Raw genomic sequence first — 17666 nt, forward strand, 5'->3', positions numbered from 1 at the left:
GCGCAACAGGGTGGCACATGAGTGCGGCGCGTGTGTTGCCGGTCAGCCCTTCTTGGCTGACGACTTGGAGGGCGACGCACTCGCGGAGGGTGATGTGGAGGCCGATTTCGAGGGCGTCGCGGCAGGTGAACTCGGAGTCGTACCCGAGCCGTTGGCCGTTGCCACCGAGGTCACCGCCTCCTTGGCGGCCTTCTCCGCCGCCTTCGTGAGGGTGGCGGCGTCCGGCGTCTTCTCGCCGGCCAGACCCGCGCCGTTGTAGTCGACCGTGACGACCACGTTCTCGACCCGTGCCACGACCGTCTGCTGCCTGAAGGCGCCCTCCTTCTTCTTCAGGTCGTAGCGCACGACGGTCGCCTGGTCACCGATCCCGGTCACCGGCTGGGTCCTGGTGTTCTTGGCGCCGCTCACGGACTGGGCGTCCTGCACCTGGCTCGTGTAGTACGCCGCGGCCTGCTTCGCGCCGGAACCGCGGTTGGTGTCCGAGTCGAAACGGAGGAAGGCGATGTTGAGCCAGCGGAACTGCGAGCCCTTGACGCCGTTGTTGTCCAGGCTGCTCCACGAGCAACTGCCCCGCGTGGCCACATTGTCCGAAGAGCCCTCCTTGCCCGACTTCGCGCCCTTCGGTGCGAGTGCCGTGAGCGTCTTCTGTGACAGCACCGCGCACGGCTTCGGCAGCTTCTGGTACTTGGCCGCCTGGACGGTCGGCGAAGGGGCGGCAGCGGAGCTGCCGGGTGCGGTGGCCGGGTTCGAGCCGCCACCCGTCTCCTTCGCGGCGCTGCCGGAGTCCGAGGAGCAGGCCGCCGCGAACAGCGCCACGGCGGGGACGGCGGCCGCGCAGACGAGGCCGCGGCGGAGGCGCCCCGCCCGTCGCTGTGCGTTCCGCTCGTTCCGGGCGCGCTGGTCGTCTCGCTGGACTGCTACTCGCTGCATGGTTCCTTCACTCATACGTCCGGGGTTCCTGCGGTCGGATCGGGTCCGAGGGGCCACGGTACGCGGTGAGGGAGCTGTGCGGTTTCGGTTCGCGCGCTTTGCGGGCGGCGTGGAGAGGACGTGTCCGGGCGCTCAGCTGTTGAGGGCCTCGGCCAGGTGGGCGGCCAGATTCTGGGCCCTGTCCTGCAATTCCTTGCTGTCCGGGACGGTCCCGGCGGCCATCGGCTGCTCCTCGTACTGGATGGTCACCACGACGTTGGACGTGCGGAACACCACAGTCACCGTGCGCTGTTCGGCCGTCGAACCGGAGCCGCTGAGCTGGTCGTCGAGATACGCCTGATCGCCGAGGTTGACGAGGGCACGGGGCTGGAGGTCGGCCGGGGTGGTCGAGGGAGAGGCCGAGGTGGACGTCGAGGTGGACGCCGAGGCGGAGGGGCTGGTGGATCCCGAGGGAGACGTGGACGGAGACGGCGTCCCGGTCGCCGAACCGGTCGCCGAACCGGACGGCGAACCGGACGGCGAGTCCGTCTCGGTCGCGCTCGAGGGCGCCGACTCGGGGATGCCGGCCGCCGACTCCCGCTGCGTGTAGATGGTCTGTGCCTCGCCGTCGTCGCTGACCGCGTTGTCGTAGGACACCACGCGTTCGAAGTCGACGTAGAGCCGGTCCGTGGCGGCGGTGGACTCGACCTTCCAGTGGCAGCCGACCTTGCGGTCCGTGTCGTAGGTGAGTGTGGCCTCGCCCTGGTAGGCCTTGTTGCGCTGCTCCTCGTCGGTGATCTGGGCGATGCCCGGGAGCAGGGAGTCGAGGGTGTCGTGCCTGACCGCGCCGCAGGCCTCGGGGAGCGTGCGGTACTTGCCCGGCTGGGCGGCGGTGGTGGGGGTGCCGGTGTCCGCGTTCTTGTCGCTGATGTCGGCGCCACCGCTGGAACCGCTCGTGCAGCCGGCCAGCAGGGCCGCGAGGAGGGCGGCGGTGCCGGTTACGTACGCCTTCCGCTGCACGGTCAGGCTCCTTTCCGTTCGGCTGGGTCGCTCGGTCCTGCTCCAGTGTCCCCGCTGGTTAATCGCTTGCCGCAGCGGGGCGCCCCCTGGAGACAATGTGTATCGCACGCACTGCTGTGAACGCCGGTCCCATGTCTGATTTCAGTGACCTTGGCGACGCATTTGCGTTCTGTGCCTATTAAGTCTTTTTGTCCTTTTTGTTTGTTGTCCGCGGGGGAATGAGGAAGTCATGTCGTACGTGGAGATACCGGGCGCGAAGGTGCCGATCCGGATGTGGACCGACCCGGCGGCCGTCGAGGATGTGGCGCTCCAGCAGCTGCGCAACGTCGCGACCCTGCCGTGGATCGAGGGCCTGGCGGTCATGCCGGACGTCCACTACGGGAAGGGCGCGACGGTCGGTTCGGTCATCGCCATGCGGGGGGCCGTGTGCCCGGCGGCGGTCGGCGTCGACATCGGCTGCGGGATGTCAGCGGTGAAGACGTCGCTCACGGCCAACGACCTGTCCGGGGATCTGTCGCGGCTGCGCTCGAAGATCGAGCAGGCGATTCCGGTGGGGCGGGGGATGCACGCGGATCCGGTGGAGCCGGGGGACTTCCACGGGCTGGCGACGGCCGGGTGGGGGGAGTTCTGGGGAAGGTTCGACGGGGTCGCGGAGGCGGTCAAGTTCCGTGAGGGGCGGGCACATCAGCAGATGGGAACGCTCGGAAGCGGCAACCATATGATCGAATTGTGTCTCGATCAGTCAGATTCCGTCTGGCTCATGCTGCATTCCGGTTCCCGGAACATCGGCAAGGAACTCGCCGAGTACCACATCGGCGTGGCCCAGACGCTTCCGCACAACCAGGGGTTGGTCGACCGTGACCTGGCGGTGTTCGTCTCGGACACCCCGCAGATGGCGGCCTACAGGAATGATCTCTACTGGGCGCAGGAGTACGCCAAGTACAACCGTGCGCTCATGATGGCACTCCTGAAAGACGTGGTCCGCAAGGAATTCAAGAAGGCGAAGCCGACCTTCGAGCAGGAGATCTCCTGCCATCACAACTATGTCGCGGAAGAGCGGTACGAGGGTATGGACCTGCTCGTGACCCGCAAGGGCGCGATCCGGGCCGGCTCAGGTGAGTTCGGGATCATCCCGGGTTCGATGGGTACCAGCTCGTACATCGTGAAGGGGCTCGGAAACGAGAAGGCCTTCAACTCGGCGTCCCATGGCGCGGGTCGGCGTATGAGCCGTAACGCGGCGAAGCGTCGCTTCACGACCAAGGATCTGGAGGATCAGACGCGGGGTGTGGAGTGCCGCAAGGACTCCGGGGTGCTGGACGAGATTCCGGGCGCCTACAAGAACATCGACCAGGTCATGGACCAGCAGCAGGACCTCGTGCAGGTCGTGGCGAAGCTGAAGCAGTTCATCTGTGTGAAGGGCTAGGAACAGTGATGGGCGCGCGCGGTGTTCGTGGCCGCGCCCATCACGTGTCGCTCAGTCTGGGAGCGGTACTACACCGATAAGCAGTTTCCACCGGCGGTTATGGCAGGGGCTCGGCGAGTAGCCGAGTTCGGCCGCTGCGTGGGCGATGGTCGGTGCGGCGAGCAGGATCCGGTCCATTTCGCGGGTCCAGTCGATTCGCGGCGGCCTGCGTTGCATGCCTGCTGGGCGAACCCAGGAGCTGAAAGAACCGGCGGCGACCTGCTTCCGTACCAGTGAGAGGCAGCTTGGGTAGTAGAGATCGGCTGCCAACTCCTGAGCGCTTCCCTTCGTGTAGAGGATGTTGTAGATGCCGTCTCGCGCGTTGCGCTTGAGCGTGCGCTTTGCCTCTGTGACCTCCTGGACGTAGGAGCAGAGGCAGGTGCCGATGGCTGTGCTGGCTGTCGTCAAGGAGACGAAGGGAAAGCCCTGGTTTGTGTAGCCGACCGAACCGTCAGCGTCGATGATGCCTCGAAGGTAGCCGCGTCGCGAGAACTGACCGCGGGGCGGAGCGATCGTCTTTGACTTGCGGCGTAGGGCAGGCCGAGTTCGTTGAGTGTGGTCCCAGCTTCCAGGGAACAGAGGGTCCAGATCGCCGAGGTGTGAGTCTCGGCGAAGTTCGTGGACCGGGTGCGCTGGGTGACGCTGCTGTTGTACGGCGTCAATTTCTGGAAGGCTCGCAGGACATCGGCGCCTCGGGCGCTGAGCTCGACACTCAACCTGCCCTTCTGCCCGACGCCCTGTTGTAGATGCCCGTCCGCCTGCAAGAACCCGAACATGTACGCGTACTCGGGCACTGTGAGGTCCATGAACCGGTGCGCGTTAGGCTCGCATTCAGCCGCAGGGAAGCCTCCACTTCCATGATGGTGAAGCCCTCGGCCGGGAGTGCCATCCCTGCCGAGGGCCGTCGAATTGATCGTGTGGTGCGAGCCTAGGGTGGATGTTCGTGTGGCGGTCGGGTGATCGACGAGGTTCGCCCGTGTGGGTTACCCGCCGCTCACTTCGCGTGCCGGACCGCGTAGATCATGATGAACGCGAGGAAGTGGATGCCGAAGAGGAAGTAGGCCAGGAAGTACCAGACCTGGCGTTCGTTCTTGGTCTCCTGCTCCAGGCGGCGTTTTTCCAGTTGCCTCTCCAGCGCGGCCGCGGGGTCCTCTTCCGGACGGTCGTGCATCACAGTTCCCGGTGGACCTTGGAGTTGGAGGCCTGGGCGCGGGGGCGCACCACCAGGAGGTCGATGTTGACGTGGCTGGGGCGGGTCACCGTCCAGGTGATCGTGTCCGCCACGTCCTCGGCCGTCAGGGGCTCGGCGACGCCCTGGTAGACCTTCGCCGCCTTCTCCTCGTCGCCGCCGAAGCGGGTCAGCGCGAACTCGTCCGTCCTGACCATGCCGGGGGCGATCTCGATGACACGGACGGGCTTGCCGACGATCTCCAGGCGGAGCGTCTCGGCGAGGACATGGGCGCCGTGCTTGGCGGCGACATAGCCGGCGCCGCCCTCGTAGGTGGCGTGGCCGGCGGTGGAGGAGACGACGACCACCGTGCCGTCGCCGCTCGCCTCCAGCCTGGGCAGCAGGGCCTGGGTGAGGTTGAGGGTGCCGATGACGTTCGTCTCGTACATCGTGCGCCAGTCGGCCGGGTCGCCGGTGGCCACCGGGTCGGCGCCGAGGGCTCCGCCGGCGTTGTTCACCAGGACGGCGACCGTCTTGAAGGCGGTCGCGAACTCGTCTACCGCCGCGCGGTCCGTCACGTCCAGCGGGTAGGCGGTGGCCTCGTGGCCGGCCTCGTTGATCTCCTTGGCCAGCGCCTCGATGCGGTCCTCTCGGCGGGCCGTGACGACCACGCGATAACCGGCCTCGGCGAGCTTGCGGGCGGTGGCGGCGCCGATTCCGCTGCTTGCGCCGGTGACGACCGCGATGGGGGAGGGGGCCATGGGGTGCTCCTCGGCGGGGTGAGGGTGCGGCTTGTCCGGGAAAGTCTAGGCGTCGTCCCCGGTCGCGGATTCGGCGGCTGCGGGTGGCTCCGGGGGCCGCTCAGGGTCTGCTGCGGGTCTGTCGTGTGACGGTCTCATCCTCCGTTGCGTGGGGCCCACATGATCACCGCCATGCCCGCCAGGCAGATCGCCGCGCCTGTGAGGTCCCAGCGGTCCGGGCGGTAGCCGTCGGCCACGACACCCCACAGGATCGAGCCCGCCACGAAGATCCCGCCGTACGCCGCCAGGATGCGGCCGAAGTGGGCGTCCGGCTGGAACGTGGCGACGAAGCCGTAGGCGCCCAGGGAGAGGATGCCGCCCGCGATCCAGAGCCAGCCCCGGTGCTCCCGTACGCCCTGCCAGACCAGCCACGCGCCGCCGATCTCGAAGAGGGCGGCGACGATGAAGAGGGTGGCGGAGCGGACGATCAGCATGCCCGCAGCCTGCCATGTCGTCCGGCTGTCACCTGTTGGAGGGCGCCTGCCGCGGGGTTCGGGTGGCATACATCCGTACGAACGCCGGAGACGGACGGGATGGACGGGATAGACGGGACGGGTGCCATGGCAATGCGTCGTTGCGGGCTTGCGGTGGTCGGTGCGGTGGCGGTGGGTGCGCTGGTGGTCGGGGCGGGCGGTACCGCGTGGGCCGGGGACGCCGATATTGAGGTGCACGGGTCGGCGGTGATGAGCGAGGACCTGGTGGAGGTCCGGGTGACCCCGCGCAATCTCGGGCCGGACACCGTGTCCGACGCGACTGTGCGGCTGAGCTGGTCGGCGGCGCTGGCGGACGCGCAGCAGCTGCCGGCCGCCTGCGCGCGCACCGGCGACCGGGAGGTGGTGTGCGGCACCGGGCCGCTGACCCTCGACATGCCGGGCGAGCAGCTGGTGGTTCCGGTACGGCTGCGGGAGCGGCCGTCGGAGGTGACGCTGGGGGTCGACGTGGCGTGGGGCGGGGGTGCGGAGGACCACGACCGTACGAACGACAAGCAGCGGGTACTGGTGCTGGCGACCGGGGATCCGTACGCCTTCTGACGGGAACACCAGGAGCCGATCCGGCTGACGGTGTAGGCGCTGATCCCCTTCGCACCAAGGGACGCGATACCCGTCCGCGCACGGACGGTACGGCGGCCGCGGCGGCGGGCCGGGTCTTCCGGGCGGCACGCCGAGCGCATGCCCGGTCCGCGGTCAGCCGTTGGCCGCGTATGCCGTCGGTGGCACGCCGACCGTCGCCTTGAAGTCACGGATCAGGTGGGCCTGGTCGGCGTAGCCCAGTTCGGCGGCCAGGGCCGCCCAGTCCACGTCCTCCTTTCCTTCCCTCCCCGCCCGTTCCAGGGCCTCGTGGATCCGGTGGCGGAGGATGGCCCACTTCGGGGTGATGCCGACGTACGAGGAGAACAGGCGTTGCAGGGCTCTGGTCGAGAGGCCCTGGCTCTCGGCGAAGTCGGCGACCCGGCTGACCGTGCGGTCGGAGCGGATGCGGTCGGCCAGGGCCATGGCCCGGTCGGCCTGGGGGTCGGGGACCGGTGCGCGGGCGAGGAGGAAGGCGTCCAGGGCGACCACCCGGTCGTGGTCGTCGGCCGGGATGACGATGTTCCGGGCCGTGTCGGCCGTGGCCTGCGGGAACACCTCGCTCGCCCGGAGCGCCCGGCCCGTCCAGTGGGAGACCGGGTGGGCCGGGGCGTACGGCCGGAAGCCGCCGGGGCGGAACTTCACGCCGCACACCCGGCCGCGGCCGGTCAGCTTGCGGGCGTAGAGGCCGAGCGCGACGCCGGTCAGTTCGGCGTAGGGCGCGCCCTCGTCCTCGTCCCACTGAAAGGTGAGGTTGACGGACGGGTGCGGGACCAGGTGGGAGACGTACGGCTCGGGCAGGTCCCAGTCGATGAGCCAGTACGTCTCGATGTGCCGGCGCAGCGGCTCGGCGGGCCGGTGGCGGCGGAACCGGACGCGGGACAGGAGTCCGGCGGGGTCGACGATCCCGCGGGTGTCGTGGACGGGGGCGGCGGCCATGGCCGGATCGTACGTCCGGACGCGGCGTGTCGTGTTCGTCCGATGCGGCGTCGCGTTTGTTCAAGAGGGGCGGCTGTGGGCGTTCGTACGGTCGTGGGCATGGAGACGAACACGGACAGCGCGCAGGAGTACGGCATCGGTGAGCTGCTGGGGAGGGCGCGGGACGGGGCCCTGCCGGTGGTGCGGGGGATCTCGGACGGGACGCTCGGGGGGCCCACGCCCTGTGCCGAGTACGACGTGAAGGCCCTGGTCAACCATCTCTTCCAGGTGATCGTGGAGTTCCAGAAGCTGGCCGAGAAGGGGTCGGTGGACTTCACGCGGACCCCCGACCGGGTCGGGGAGGGCGCCGACTGGCGGGAGCGGTTCGCGGACGAGGCGGAGCGGCTGGTGGCGGCCTGGTCCGTGCCCGGGGCGGAGGACGGCAAGGCGGGGGCGATGGACATGCCCGCGCGCACGGTGGGCGCGATGGCGCTGCTCGATCTGACCGTGCATGGGTGGGATCTGGCCCGGGCCACCGGGCAGCGGGAGCCGTCGGCCGACCCGGCGGTGGTGGCGGAGCTGGCGGGGCAGGTCGCGGGGCTGGCGCCGACCGCGCGGGCGATGGGGGTGTTCGGGGAGCCGGTTGCGGTGGCGGAGGGAGCGTCGGCGTTCGAGCGGCTGCTGGCGGAGACCGGGCGGGACCCGGGCTGGAAGGCGTAGGGAATACCGGTGGGTGGGGTCTCGTTCTCCGGGTATAGTTGAATCGTAAACAACCTGGAGGGTGAGCGAGCATGCAGTTCGGGATCTTCACGGTCGGCGATGTCACGCCGGACCCCACGACGGGTCGGACGCCGAGCGAGCGGGAGCGCATCAAGGCGATGGTCGCGATCGCGCTGAAGGCCGAGGAGGTCGGCCTGGACGTCTTCGCGACCGGTGAGCACCACAACCCGCCGTTCGTGCCGTCGTCGCCGACGACCATGCTCGGCTACGTGGCCGCGCGGACGGAGAGGCTGATCCTCTCCACCTCCACCACCCTCATCACCACCAACGACCCGGTGAAGATCGCAGAGGACTTCGCGATGCTCCAGCACCTGGCCGACGGTCGGGTGGACCTGATGATGGGCCGCGGCAACACCGGCCCGGTCTACCCCTGGTTCGGCCAGGACATCCGGCAGGGCATCAACCTCGCCATCGAGAACTACGCCCTGCTGCACCGGCTGTGGAGCGAGGACGTCGTGAACTGGGAGGGCAAGTTCCGCACACCGCTGCAGGGCTTCACCTCCACGCCGAGGCCGCTGGACGGGATCGCCCCGTTCGCCTGGCACGGCTCGATCCGCTCGCCCGAGATAGCCGAGCAGGCCGCCTACTACGGCGACGGCTTCTTCCACAACAACATCTTCTGGCCCGCCGACCACACCAAGCGGATGGTCGAGCTGTACCGGGCCCGGTACGCCCACTACGGGCACGGCACGCCCGAGCAGGCGATCGTCGGCCTCGGCGGCCAGGTGTTCATGCGCCGCAACTCGCAGGACGCGGTGCGCGAGTTCCGGCCGTACTTCGACAACGCGCCGGTCTACGGCCACGGGCCCTCCCTGGAGGACTTCACCGAGCAGACCCCGCTGACCGTCGGCACGCCCGAGCAGGTCATCGAGAAGACGCTGGCCTTCCGGGAGTACGCCGGGGACTACCAGCGCCAGCTGTTCCTCGTCGACCACGCGGGGCTGCCGCTGAAGACGGTGCTCGAGCAGATCGACATGCTCGGCGAGGAGGTCGTGCCGGTGCTCCGCAAGGAGTTCGCGAACGGCCGTCCGGCGGACGCCCCGGAGGCGCCCACGCACGCGTCGCTGCTGGCCGCTTCGGAGAAGGCCGCCGCTTCCGAGAAGAAGGAGGTCGAGGCATGAAGCTCGTCGTCGTCTCGGCGGGGCTGAGTGTGCCCTCGTCCACCCGGCTGCTGGCCGACCGGCTGGCCGCCGCGGTGGGCCGGCAGGCCGCCGGTGTCGAGGTCGAGGTCGTGGAGTTGCGCGACCTCGCGGTCGAGATCGCCCACAACTTCACGAACGGATTCCCGGGGCGCAAGCTGGCGGCCGCGCAGGAGGCGGTGACGGAGGCGGACGGCGTGATCGCGGTCTCGCCGGTGTTCACGGCCTCCTACAGCGGCCTGTTCAAGTCGTTCTTCGACGTCCTGGACAAGGAAGCGCTGGTGGGCAAGCCGGTGCTGATCGCGGCGACCGGGGGTACGGCCCGGCACTCGCTGGTGCTGGAGCACGCGCTGCGGCCGATGTTCGCGTACCTGCGGGCGGTGGTCGCACCGACGGGCGTGTACGCGGCGTCGGAGGACTGGGGCGCGGAGGGCCTGGACGACCGGATCGAACGGGCGGCGGGGGAGCTGGCGGCGCTGATGACGGGGCTCAGCGGGGCCAGGCCGGAGAAGCTCGAGCCTCTGCCGGTCGTGCCGTTCGAGGAGCAGCTGGCGAGGTTGGCCGTGAGCTGAGGTGAGCCCCGTAAGCGACAGTCAAAACTCCAGGCCCGTTGCTTCTGTAAGGGTGAGAGGCAGGTAAAAAGGGTGATCGTAGGCCCGCTCACTCCGGCCGAACCCCCGGAGCCTTGGCAGACTGGGGGCGTGCCCCAGACTGTGCTGCTCGCCGAAGACGACCGCGCCATCCGACACGCCCTCGAGCGGGCGCTCACCCTGGAGGGTTATGAGGTGACGGCGGTCGCGGACGGCGTGGAAGCCTTGGCGCACGCCCACCGTGACCGGCCCGACGTCCTCCTCCTCGACGTGATGATGCCCGGCATCGACGGCCTCCAGGTCTGCCGCGTGCTGCGCGCCGAGAGCGACCGCACCCCCATCCTGATGTTGACCGCGCTGGTCGAGACCGCCGACCGGATCGCGGGACTGGACGCCGGCGCCGACGACTACGTCGTCAAGCCCTTCGACGTGGAAGAGGTCTTCGCGAGGCTGCGGGCCCTGCTGCGGCGCACCTCCCCGGTGACCACGGGCGTGGGGTCCGGCGCCGTCGCCGACCCCGGCCGGGAACCGCAGGTCTCCGACCGGCAGGTCGAGGCGGCCGGCCTGCGGATGGACCTCCAGGCCCGCCGGGTCTGGCGCGGCAGCCGCGAGCTGGAGCTGACCCGCACCGAGTTCGAGCTCCTGGAACTGCTCGTCCGCAACGCCGGGATCGTCCTCGACCACTCCACGATCTACGACCGTATCTGGGGCTACGACTTCGGCCCCGGCTCCAAGAACCTCGCCGTCTACGTCGGCTACCTGCGCCGCAAGCTCGACGAGCCCGGCGCCCCGCAGCTGATCCACACCGTCCGGGGCGTGGGTTACGTGCTGCGGGAGGACTGAGTGGTCCGCCTTCAGCGGCTCCGGCGGGTGCTGCTGCGGCGTCGGCCCAGACTCGTCTCCCTGCGCACCACCTTCGTCGTCTCCTTCGCGGCCGTCACCGCCGTCGTCACGATCGTCGTCGGCATCCTGTCCTACAACGCCGCCGCCCGGCTGGTCCGCGTCGACGAGCAGTCGGTGTTCACGCAGGTCGTCTCCGACGTCCAGGACGAGGTCAAGCACCAGAGGATGGTCCCGGAGGACTTCTCCTCCTCCCGGTCGGGACATGACGTGGTCCGCCCGGCCCGCACCGACGTCCAGGTGCTCGGCGCGCAGGGCCAGATCGTCGACCACGGCAGGCCGGTGCTGCCCGTCACCGACGAGGACAGGGCGGCGGCCACCGCGAAGACGGCCGGGAAGACGGTCCAGCGCAAGGACGTCCGGGTCGGCGACGACCTGTTCCGGATCGCCACGGTCGCGCTCGGCGACGGCCGGGGCGCGGTACAGGTGGCACAGGAGTTCAGCGAGACGGAGGACCTGCTGCGGGCGCTCCAGCAGCGGACGCTGGTGCTGATGGCGGTGGTGGTCGTGGCCGCGGGGCTGTTCGGCTGGTGGCTGGCCCGCCGGATCACCCGGCGGCTGGTGATCCTCACCTCGGCCGCGGAGGACGTGGCCCGCACCCGGCAGCTCGACGTCCAGGTCCCCGTGACGGGACTCGACGAGGTGGGCCGCCTGGGCAGGGCCTTCGACCGGATGCTGGGGCGGCTGGCCCAGTCGGAGGAGGACCAGCGGCGCCTGGTCCAGGACGCCGGCCACGAACTCCGTACCCCCCTGACCTCCCTCCGTACGAACATCTCCCTCCTGCGCCGTATCGACGAACTCCCGCCCGCCACCCGCGACGAACTCGTCGCGGACCTCGGCCAGGAGGCGCGCGAGCTGACCGACCTGGTCAACGAGCTGGTCGACCTCGCGGCCGGGCAGTCCGACGCGGAGCCGCCGCAGCGCGTGGACCTGGCCGACATCGCGGAGGACGTCGCCGGGCTGTCCCGCCGCCGTACCGGCCGCGAGGTCCTGGTCCGCGCCAGTGGCGACACCATCACCGACGGCCGCCCCGGCATGCTCCAGCGGGCGGTCTCCAACCTCGTCGAGAACGCGGCCAAGTTCGACCGGTACGGCAAGGCCCCCATCGAGATCAACGTCACCGGCCCCGCCCGGCCGGGCACGGTCCGCGTCGAGGTCCTCGACCGCGGCCCCGGCATCGCCGAGGGCGACCTGATCCGGATCTTCGACCGCTTCTACCGCGCCGCGGACGCCCGCTCCCTCCCCGGCTCGGGCCTCGGCCTCTCCATCGTCCGCGAGGTCGCGATGGCCCACGGCGGAGCCCCCTTCGCCTTCCGCCGCGAGGGCGGCGGCGCGGTGATCGGCTTCACGGTGGGCGGGGGATTCGCGGGCGGCGCAGCCCCACGCGCGTGAACCGCCGCTTCCCGTCCGGCCCGGTCACGCCCCCCAGGGAATCGTGAGGAACCCCTCGGCGCGGGCGCTCGCCAGGCCGATCCTGGGGATGTCGCTGCTCCTCGCGAACAGCAGGTAGCGCGGTTCCCACACCGGGCGGTACTTCGCGTTCGCGCGGTACAGGGACTCGATCTGCCACCAGCGGGAGAAGAAGGTCAGGGTGGCGTGCCAGAGGCGCAGGACCGGGCCCGCGCCGAGGCGGGAGCCGCGTTCGAAGACCGAGCGGAACATCGCGAAGTTCAGGGAGACCCGGTCCACCTTCAACTCGGCTGCCCTGAGCAGGAGTTCCACGACCATGAACTCCATCAGGCCGTTCTCGGAGCCGCGGTCGCGGCGCATCAGGTCCAGGGAGAGGCCGTGGTCGCCCCAGGGGACGAAGCTGAGGAGGGCGCGGGGCACGTCGTCGGCGTCCCGGCACTCCAGCATCACGCAGCGGCCGTCCGCCGGGTCGCCGAGGCGGCCCAGGGCCATCGAGAAGCCCCGTTCCGTGGTGCCGTCGCGCCAGTGGTCGGCTCGGTCGATCAGAAGAGACAGCTCGTCGGGCGGGATGTCCTCGTGGCGGCGGATGCGGACCGTGTAGCCGGCTCGGCGGACCCGGTTGTGGGCCTGGCGGACGACCCGCATCGGACGGCCTTCGAGGGTGAAGTCGGCGATGTCGACGATCGCCTCGTCGCCCAGTTCCAGGGCGTCCAGGCCGTGGCGGGCGTAGATGGTCCCCGCTTCCTCGCTCGCGCCCATGACAGCGGGGGTCCACGCGTGCCGGCGCGCCTCCGCCAGCCAGGCGTCGATCGCGCCGGGCCACGCCTCCGGGTCACCGATCGGGTCGCCGGAGGCCAGGCTGACGCCGCCGACGACCCGGTAGGTGACCGCCGCCTTGCCGGTGGCGGAGAAGATCGCCGCCTTGTCGCGGCGCAGGGCGAAGTAGCCGAGGGAGTCGCGGGCGCCGTGCCGGTCCAGCAGACACCGCAGCTTCGTCTCGTCCTCCAGGCTCAGCAGGCGGCGGCCCCGGGGGGAGCGGAAGCAGGCGTACAGGACCAGGCAGAAGGCCGCCGCGAGGAGGACGTTGATGATGATGTCGGTCCAGCGGGGGGCGTGGACCGCGGTGACGTGGTCGGCGAGCGGGCCGACGCTGACGCCCCGCAGGAGCGTGTAGGCGATCTCGTCGGGGAGCGTGGCGCCCGGGAGCTTGTTCGTCGCGTGGACCAGGAGCGTGCCGAGGCCGCCCGTGACGGCCACGCCGCCCACGCCCACCGCCAGCGCCAGCCTCGGGTTCGACGGGTCGCCCACCGCGTTGAACTCGCGGCGGCTGATCAGCAGCGCGGCCACGAACAGGCCGGTGAGGGCGGCGGAGACCCAGTTGAAGACGTGGGCGCGGTACTCGTGCTGGGTGAGGGCGAGGACGTAGAGGGCGAAGAGGGGCGTGGACAGGAGTACGTTGACCACCCATGCCGCTCGCTTGCGGCGGCGCATCACCAGGACGAAGAAGATCGCCAGGGCCGCCGAGACCAGACCTGCCGTGGCCAGGTACGGCGTGAAGAACTGGCCGGAGTGGTGGGCGTGCTGCCGGTGGAGGTGGAGGGTGATGCGACCGTTGTTGTGTTCGTCGACCTCCTGGCGGAACGGGAGCGACATCACTGCCACTATGTTCAGCACGGCGATCAGACGCAGGTACCAGACGGTGGCGTCGGCGGCCCGTCTGCGCAGTGCGCCGCCGGAGGCGGCGGGGGCGCGGCGGTCGGTGGACGCGCGTGGGGGGATCAGGGCCGACAGGTGTGGGGGCATGGTGACAGGTCACCTTGGGGACGGGAACGATGACGGAGGGGGCTGACGCTACAGGCTGTAGGGTAACGGCGGGAGTGGGGGGAGCGGCCGGCCGCGGTGCGGAAAACGGTGTGAAAGGGGCCCCGGATTCTTACGGGCACTCCCGCTCACGAGCATTCGGGACCAGGGCACTCCCGCCCGGCCCGCCGCCGTGCCACCAGCACCCACGCCAGGTTCCCGACCGCCGCGCCCGCCAGCACCGCCGCGACGATCACCCCGCCCGTCGCCAGCCCGTCGCTGAACAGGTGCGGGCGCCGGTCGAGGCTGTGCAGGCCGAAGCCGGACAGCTCGTACACGCCCACCGCCGCGACCAGCAGGCTCACCACCAGCATCGCCACCGTGGGGGCGAGGCTGCGCCGCGCCTCCTGTGTGTCCGTGCCCTGCATGAGTACCCCCGATGAGCTGACGTGCCGCCGTGGCCGATGGGGAACCTACAATACGTAGGGTCTGGATGGTCTCAGCGCGTGCGTATTTACCTCAGCGTGGACATGGAAGGCATCACCGGGCTCGTCGACCGGGACGATGTGCAGCCCGGCGGCCGGGACTACCAACGCGGCCGGACGATGATGGCAGAGGACGTGAACGCCGCACTTCGCGGCGCGGTCGCCGCCGGGGCCACCGACTTGCTCGTCAACGACGCCCATGGCCCCATGCGGAACCTGCTCCCCGAGGCCCTGCACCCCGCCGCCCGCCTGGTACGCGGCAAGCCGAAGCGGATGGGCATGCTGGAAGGGCTCACCGACGGGCACGACGCCGCGATATGTGTCCGCTATCACGCCCGGGCCGGTGCCCTCGGAGTGCTCAGCCAGAGCTTCATGGGCCACTAGATCGAGGACATCTGGCTGGACGGCCGCCCGGCCGGCGAGATCGGGCTCGGGCACGCCACCGCCGCCGCGCTCGGCGTCCCCGTCGTGGCCCTCACGGGTGACGACGCGGCGTCGAGATGACGGCGTGGGACGAATCGGTCGCCACCGTCCCGGTGAAGTACGCCCGGGACCGGTTCGCCGCCGAGTTGCGCCCGTCCGAGGAGGCCCGCCGGGCGTTCGAGGAGGCCGTCGCCGAGGCCCTCTCGCCCGCGCCGAAGCGGCCCGCCCCGCCGGACGGCGACTCCACGCTCGCCGTCCGCTGGCAGTCCGCCTCGGTCCCCGCCGTTCTCCTCGGCATCCCGGGAGTGACGGCCACCGACAGCCGTACCGTCCAGGCCCGTGGCCAACTCCCGGCGCTGTAGCGGCAGTTCGGCGTCTGGATGCGGGTGGCCGCCTCGCTCACCAACCAGCCCCCGTACTGCTGAGCCGGCTCAGCCGAACCGGCCCGCCACGTAGTCCGCGGTCCGCTGGTCCTGCGGGGAGTTGAAGACGGCCTCCGTGGCGCCGTGTTCGACGATGCCGCCCGGGGTGCCCTGTTCGGCCAGGAAGAACGCGCACTGCTGGGAGACACGCGCCGCCTGCTGCATGTTGTGGGTGACGATCACGATCGTGACCTGGCCGGCCAGGTCCTGGATGGTCTCCTCCACGCGCCGGGTGGAGGTGGGGTCGAGGGCCGAGCACGGCTCGTCCATCAGCAGGACCCGGGGGCGGACCGCCAGTGCCCGCGCGATGCGCAGGCGCTGCTGCTGGCCGCCGGAGAGGGCACCGCCAAGGAGCCTGCGAGCGAGCCGAGTTCGGCCAGGGGTCGGGGGTCGACGGCTGCGGCCGGGTGACGGGGAAGTTAAGTCTCGGGCGACGTCGGGGAGTTGAGCCACGGCCGGGGCGGGGGAGCCCGGGCGACGGGCGGCCGAGGAAGTCAAGCCAAGTGCCGGGCGGGCGAGTTCGGCCCCCGGCCGGGCGAAGGAGCCCGGAGTCCGGCGACGGGCGGGTGAGGGAGTGGGGCAAGCGCCGGGGCGCCGACTTCGGCACGGGCCGGGGGAGGTCCGGTCGTAGGGGGAGGGCAGGGACCGGGGCGGGGCGTGGGTCAGCTCGGCTCGGCGCAGAACTGTGACGCGGGTCGTCGCCGTTGCCCGAGCGGCCGGCCTCGCGCCGGGCGTGTCGCGCGCAACCCCGCTGCGAATGCCGGGCGGCCCGGGTATAGCGTCGCGCAGTGGGTCTGACCTGACCCGTTTCGTCCCGAACCCAAGAAGGGGGAGCCGGATGGCCGAGCTGACCGCGGACCGGCTGCTGACGTCGTGGCAGCTGGACGTACCGGCGCTGCTGCTGGTCGTGGTTCTGGGCGGCCTGTACGGCTGGGGCGTGCTGCGCGTACGTGCCCAGGGCGAGCCCTGGTCGCCGGTCCGCACGGTCGCCTTCACGTTCCTGGGGCTGGGCACGGTGGTGGTGGCGACGATGTCCGCCCTCGCCGTCTACGACCACGTGCTGTTCTGGCCGGCTGCCGTCCAGAACATCCTGCTCGACCTGGTGGCGCCCCTGGGCCTGGCGTTGGGCGATCCCCTCCGTCTCGCGGCGGAGGCGCTGCCGGAGCCCGCGGCGGCGCGGCTCCGCCGCACGATGACCGGCCGCCTGGTCCGCTTCCTGACGTTCCCTCTGGTCAGTACGGCGCTGGTGCTCACCGCCGAGTTGACGATCTACTTCACCCCGTATTTCGCCACCGCGCTGCGGGTGGGCTGGCTGCACGAGCTGATGTATCTGCACCTGCTGGTGGTGGGCTGTCTGTTCGTCGTACCGGTGCTGACCCGGGAGGAGACCCTCCCGGCCTGGTGCACCCACCCGGTCCGGGCGGCCCTGGTCTTCCTCGACGGTGTGATCGACGCGATCCCGGGCGTGGTCGTCATGACGCACGGCACGCTGATCGCCGGCGCCTGGTATCTGCACCACCACCCGTCCTGGTCCCCGGACGTGCGGCACGACCAGCAGATCGGCGGCGGCGCGATGCTGACCATCGCCGAACTGGTCGCGCTGCCGTTCCTGCTGTCGATCCTGTTCCAGTGGGCGCGGGCGGAACGCGTACAGGCGGCGGCTCTGGACCGCCACCTGGACCTGCAGCAGGCCGCCGCGATCCCCGCCCCCGCTCCGTCCAGCCCGTCTGCCCCGTCCGCCCCCTCTTCCCCGTCCGCCCTGTCCGCCGAACGGGTCCGCCCCTGGTGGGAGACGGAGGAGAACGAGGTGGCCGCGAGGATCCGCCGACAGCGCGGCGAACACTGACCGGCTCTGAAGGGCCGTCACGCGGTCGCGAGGGACACCTCGGTCGACTTGATCAGGGCCACCACCGGTGAGCCGGCCGTCAGGCCGAGGTCGGTGACCGCGTCCTTGGTGATCGCGGCCGTCAGTTCGCCCCCGTCGACCGTCACCTTGACCGTGGCCATCGCCCCGCCCGTGGTGACGTCGCTGACCGTGCCGGGCAGCTGGTTGCGGATGGAGACGCCCGACAGCCGGCCGGTGGCGAGCGCTACCTCGGTGGACTTCACCATCGCGCGTACGGCCGAGCCCTCGGCGAGCGCCAGCTCCCTGACCGCCTCCAGGGTGATCGCGGCGGTGAGGTCCTGGCCGCCGTCGAGGCGCACCTTCACGGTCGCCATCACCTCACCGGGGATGACGGCCGTGACGGTGCCGGGAATCTGGTTGCGGATGCTCAGGCTCATGACGGACCGCCTCACAGAAGAGAGGAAAGGGGTGGATTGCCTGCTTTGCGACGACTGCGAATCCACACGTTATCCGGCAGCGCCCGTCAT

General features: G+C 70.6%; 18 protein-coding genes and 2 pseudogenes. 9 read left to right on the top strand and 11 right to left on the bottom strand.

The annotated features are described in order from the left end of the window. Nucleotides 1–42: 42 nt before the first annotated feature. Nucleotides 43–930: a DUF3558 family protein gene (locus ABZ396_RS19150; RefSeq protein WP_358924186.1), complete on the bottom strand. Its 888-nt coding sequence runs from the start codon at nucleotides 928–930 to the stop codon at nucleotides 43–45. Between the two features lie 132 nt (nucleotides 931–1062). Then, nucleotides 1063–1929 (bottom strand): DUF3558 domain-containing protein, encoded by an 867-nt coding sequence (locus ABZ396_RS19155; RefSeq protein WP_358924187.1) that lies wholly within the window; start codon nucleotides 1927–1929, stop codon nucleotides 1063–1065. Nucleotides 1930–2158: 229 nt separating this feature from the next. Between ABZ396_RS19155 and ABZ396_RS19160 the strand changes: the two genes are divergently transcribed. Next, on the top strand, nucleotides 2159–3352 hold the full coding sequence (locus ABZ396_RS19160; RefSeq protein ID WP_358924189.1) for an RtcB family protein: 1194 nt from the start codon (nucleotides 2159–2161) through the stop codon (nucleotides 3350–3352). 51 nt (nucleotides 3353–3403) lie between these two features. Here ABZ396_RS19160 and ABZ396_RS19165 read toward each other — a convergent pair whose 3' ends face one another. The 4 genes from ABZ396_RS19165 to ABZ396_RS19180 all read right to left on the bottom strand — a co-directional run bounded on the left by ABZ396_RS19165 (nucleotide 3404) and on the right by ABZ396_RS19180 (nucleotide 5793). Continuing rightward, nucleotides 3404–3799 carry a hypothetical protein gene (locus ABZ396_RS19165; protein ID WP_358924190.1) on the bottom strand — a complete coding sequence of 132 codons (396 nt, stop codon included), beginning with the start codon at nucleotides 3797–3799 and terminating at the stop codon, nucleotides 3404–3406. A 586-nt stretch (nucleotides 3800–4385) separates the two neighbouring features. Next, nucleotides 4386–4562 (bottom strand): hypothetical protein, encoded by a 177-nt coding sequence (locus tag ABZ396_RS19170; RefSeq protein ID WP_358924192.1) that lies wholly within the window; start codon nucleotides 4560–4562, stop codon nucleotides 4386–4388. Beyond that, a complete protein-coding gene (locus ABZ396_RS19175) occupies nucleotides 4562–5320 on the bottom strand; it encodes an SDR family NAD(P)-dependent oxidoreductase (protein WP_358924194.1) in 759 nt (252 codons plus the stop codon). Before ABZ396_RS19175 ends, ABZ396_RS19170 begins: the two co-directional genes overlap by 1 nt. Nucleotides 5321–5454: 134 nt before the next feature. Then, entirely contained in the window at nucleotides 5455–5793 is a 339-nt protein-coding gene (locus tag ABZ396_RS19180) for a YnfA family protein (RefSeq protein WP_358924196.1), read from the bottom strand. A gap of 126 nt (nucleotides 5794–5919) precedes the next feature. Here ABZ396_RS19180 and ABZ396_RS19185 point away from each other — a divergent pair, with 126 nt between their 5' ends. Next, on the top strand, nucleotides 5920–6390 hold the full coding sequence (locus tag ABZ396_RS19185) for a hypothetical protein (RefSeq protein ID WP_358924198.1): 471 nt from the start codon (nucleotides 5920–5922) through the stop codon (nucleotides 6388–6390). Between the two features lie 153 nt (nucleotides 6391–6543). Here ABZ396_RS19185 and ABZ396_RS19190 read toward each other — a convergent pair whose 3' ends face one another. Then, nucleotides 6544–7365 (bottom strand): DUF6597 domain-containing transcriptional factor, encoded by an 822-nt coding sequence (locus ABZ396_RS19190; protein WP_358924199.1) that lies wholly within the window; start codon nucleotides 7363–7365, stop codon nucleotides 6544–6546. 99 nt (nucleotides 7366–7464) lie between these two features. Here ABZ396_RS19190 and ABZ396_RS19195 point away from each other — a divergent pair, with 99 nt between their 5' ends. From ABZ396_RS19195 to ABZ396_RS19215, 5 genes are all read left to right on the top strand, one after another. Further along, entirely contained in the window at nucleotides 7465–8064 is a 600-nt protein-coding gene (locus tag ABZ396_RS19195) for a TIGR03086 family metal-binding protein (protein ID WP_358924201.1), read from the top strand. Between the two features lie 71 nt (nucleotides 8065–8135). Beyond that, nucleotides 8136–9245 (top strand): LLM class flavin-dependent oxidoreductase, encoded by a 1110-nt coding sequence (locus tag ABZ396_RS19200; protein ID WP_358924203.1) that lies wholly within the window; start codon nucleotides 8136–8138, stop codon nucleotides 9243–9245. Continuing rightward, complete coding sequence (locus ABZ396_RS19205; protein ID WP_358924205.1) at nucleotides 9242–9835, top strand: FMN reductase; 594 nt, start codon at nucleotides 9242–9244, stop codon at nucleotides 9833–9835. Before ABZ396_RS19200 ends, ABZ396_RS19205 begins: the two co-directional genes overlap by 4 nt. Before the next feature lie 129 nt (nucleotides 9836–9964). Then, nucleotides 9965–10696 carry a response regulator transcription factor gene (locus tag ABZ396_RS19210; RefSeq protein WP_358924207.1) on the top strand — a complete coding sequence of 244 codons (732 nt, stop codon included), beginning with the start codon at nucleotides 9965–9967 and terminating at the stop codon, nucleotides 10694–10696. After that, nucleotides 10697–12145: a HAMP domain-containing sensor histidine kinase gene (locus ABZ396_RS19215; protein WP_358924209.1), complete on the top strand. Its 1449-nt coding sequence runs from the start codon at nucleotides 10697–10699 to the stop codon at nucleotides 12143–12145. A gap of 24 nt (nucleotides 12146–12169) precedes the next feature. Here the strand turns inward: ABZ396_RS19215 and ABZ396_RS19220 are convergent, their stop codons facing one another. Further along, nucleotides 12170–13966, bottom strand: a complete 1797-nt coding sequence (locus ABZ396_RS19220) for a phosphatidylglycerol lysyltransferase domain-containing protein (RefSeq protein WP_358924211.1) — start codon at nucleotides 13964–13966, stop codon at nucleotides 12170–12172. A 146-nt stretch (nucleotides 13967–14112) separates the two neighbouring features. Then, nucleotides 14113–14391, bottom strand: coding sequence for a hypothetical protein (locus ABZ396_RS19225; protein ID WP_358924212.1), 279 nt, complete (start codon nucleotides 14389–14391; stop codon nucleotides 14113–14115). 78 nt (nucleotides 14392–14469) lie between these two features. On the opposite strand from ABZ396_RS19225, the pseudogene ABZ396_RS19230 reads away from it, so the two are divergent. Beyond that, nucleotides 14470–15296: pseudogene (locus tag ABZ396_RS19230) on the top strand (M55 family metallopeptidase). Nucleotides 15297–15302: 6 nt separating this feature from the next. Here ABZ396_RS19230 and ABZ396_RS19235 read toward each other — a convergent pair. Further along, nucleotides 15303–15641: pseudogene (locus ABZ396_RS19235) on the bottom strand (ATP-binding cassette domain-containing protein); the annotation flags it as partial. 490 nt (nucleotides 15642–16131) lie between these two features. On the opposite strand from ABZ396_RS19235, the gene ABZ396_RS19240 reads away from it, so the two are divergent. Beyond that, nucleotides 16132–17139, top strand: a complete 1008-nt coding sequence (locus ABZ396_RS19240) for a cytochrome c oxidase assembly protein (RefSeq protein ID WP_358924214.1) — start codon at nucleotides 16132–16134, stop codon at nucleotides 17137–17139. A 17-nt stretch (nucleotides 17140–17156) separates the two neighbouring features. Here the strand turns inward: ABZ396_RS19240 and ABZ396_RS19245 are convergent, their stop codons facing one another. Further along, nucleotides 17157–17576, bottom strand: coding sequence for a TOBE domain-containing protein (locus ABZ396_RS19245; RefSeq protein WP_358924215.1), 420 nt, complete (start codon nucleotides 17574–17576; stop codon nucleotides 17157–17159). Between the last annotated feature and the right edge of the window lie 90 nt (nucleotides 17577–17666).

It is taken from the genome of Streptomyces sp. NPDC005866 (genome assembly GCF_040629895.1).
Classification (GTDB): Bacteria; Actinomycetota; Actinomycetes; order Streptomycetales; family Streptomycetaceae; genus Streptomyces.

Coding starts and splice junctions, on each gene's coding strand:
- ABZ396_RS19150 (WP_358924186.1), bottom strand. CDS start 930: ATGCAGCGAGTAGCAGTCCAGCGAGACGACCAGCGCGCCCGGAACGAG.
- ABZ396_RS19160 (WP_358924189.1), top strand. CDS start 2,159: ATGTCGTACGTGGAGATACCGGGCGCGAAGGTGCCGATCCGGATGTGG.
- ABZ396_RS19170 (WP_358924192.1), bottom strand. CDS start 4,562: ATGCACGACCGTCCGGAAGAGGACCCCGCGGCCGCGCTGGAGAGGCAA.
- ABZ396_RS19175 (WP_358924194.1), bottom strand. CDS start 5,320: ATGGCCCCCTCCCCCATCGCGGTCGTCACCGGCGCAAGCAGCGGAATC.
- ABZ396_RS19180 (WP_358924196.1), bottom strand. CDS start 5,793: ATGCTGATCGTCCGCTCCGCCACCCTCTTCATCGTCGCCGCCCTCTTC.
- ABZ396_RS19185 (WP_358924198.1), top strand. CDS start 5,920: ATGGCAATGCGTCGTTGCGGGCTTGCGGTGGTCGGTGCGGTGGCGGTG.
- ABZ396_RS19190 (WP_358924199.1), bottom strand. CDS start 7,365: ATGGCCGCCGCCCCCGTCCACGACACCCGCGGGATCGTCGACCCCGCC.
- ABZ396_RS19195 (WP_358924201.1), top strand. CDS start 7,465: ATGGAGACGAACACGGACAGCGCGCAGGAGTACGGCATCGGTGAGCTG.
- ABZ396_RS19200 (WP_358924203.1), top strand. CDS start 8,136: ATGCAGTTCGGGATCTTCACGGTCGGCGATGTCACGCCGGACCCCACG.
- ABZ396_RS19205 (WP_358924205.1), top strand. CDS start 9,242: ATGAAGCTCGTCGTCGTCTCGGCGGGGCTGAGTGTGCCCTCGTCCACC.
- ABZ396_RS19220 (WP_358924211.1), bottom strand. CDS start 13,966: ATGCCCCCACACCTGTCGGCCCTGATCCCCCCACGCGCGTCCACCGAC.
- ABZ396_RS19225 (WP_358924212.1), bottom strand. CDS start 14,391: ATGCAGGGCACGGACACACAGGAGGCGCGGCGCAGCCTCGCCCCCACG.
- ABZ396_RS19240 (WP_358924214.1), top strand. CDS start 16,132: ATGGCCGAGCTGACCGCGGACCGGCTGCTGACGTCGTGGCAGCTGGAC.
- ABZ396_RS19245 (WP_358924215.1), bottom strand. CDS start 17,576: ATGAGCCTGAGCATCCGCAACCAGATTCCCGGCACCGTCACGGCCGTC.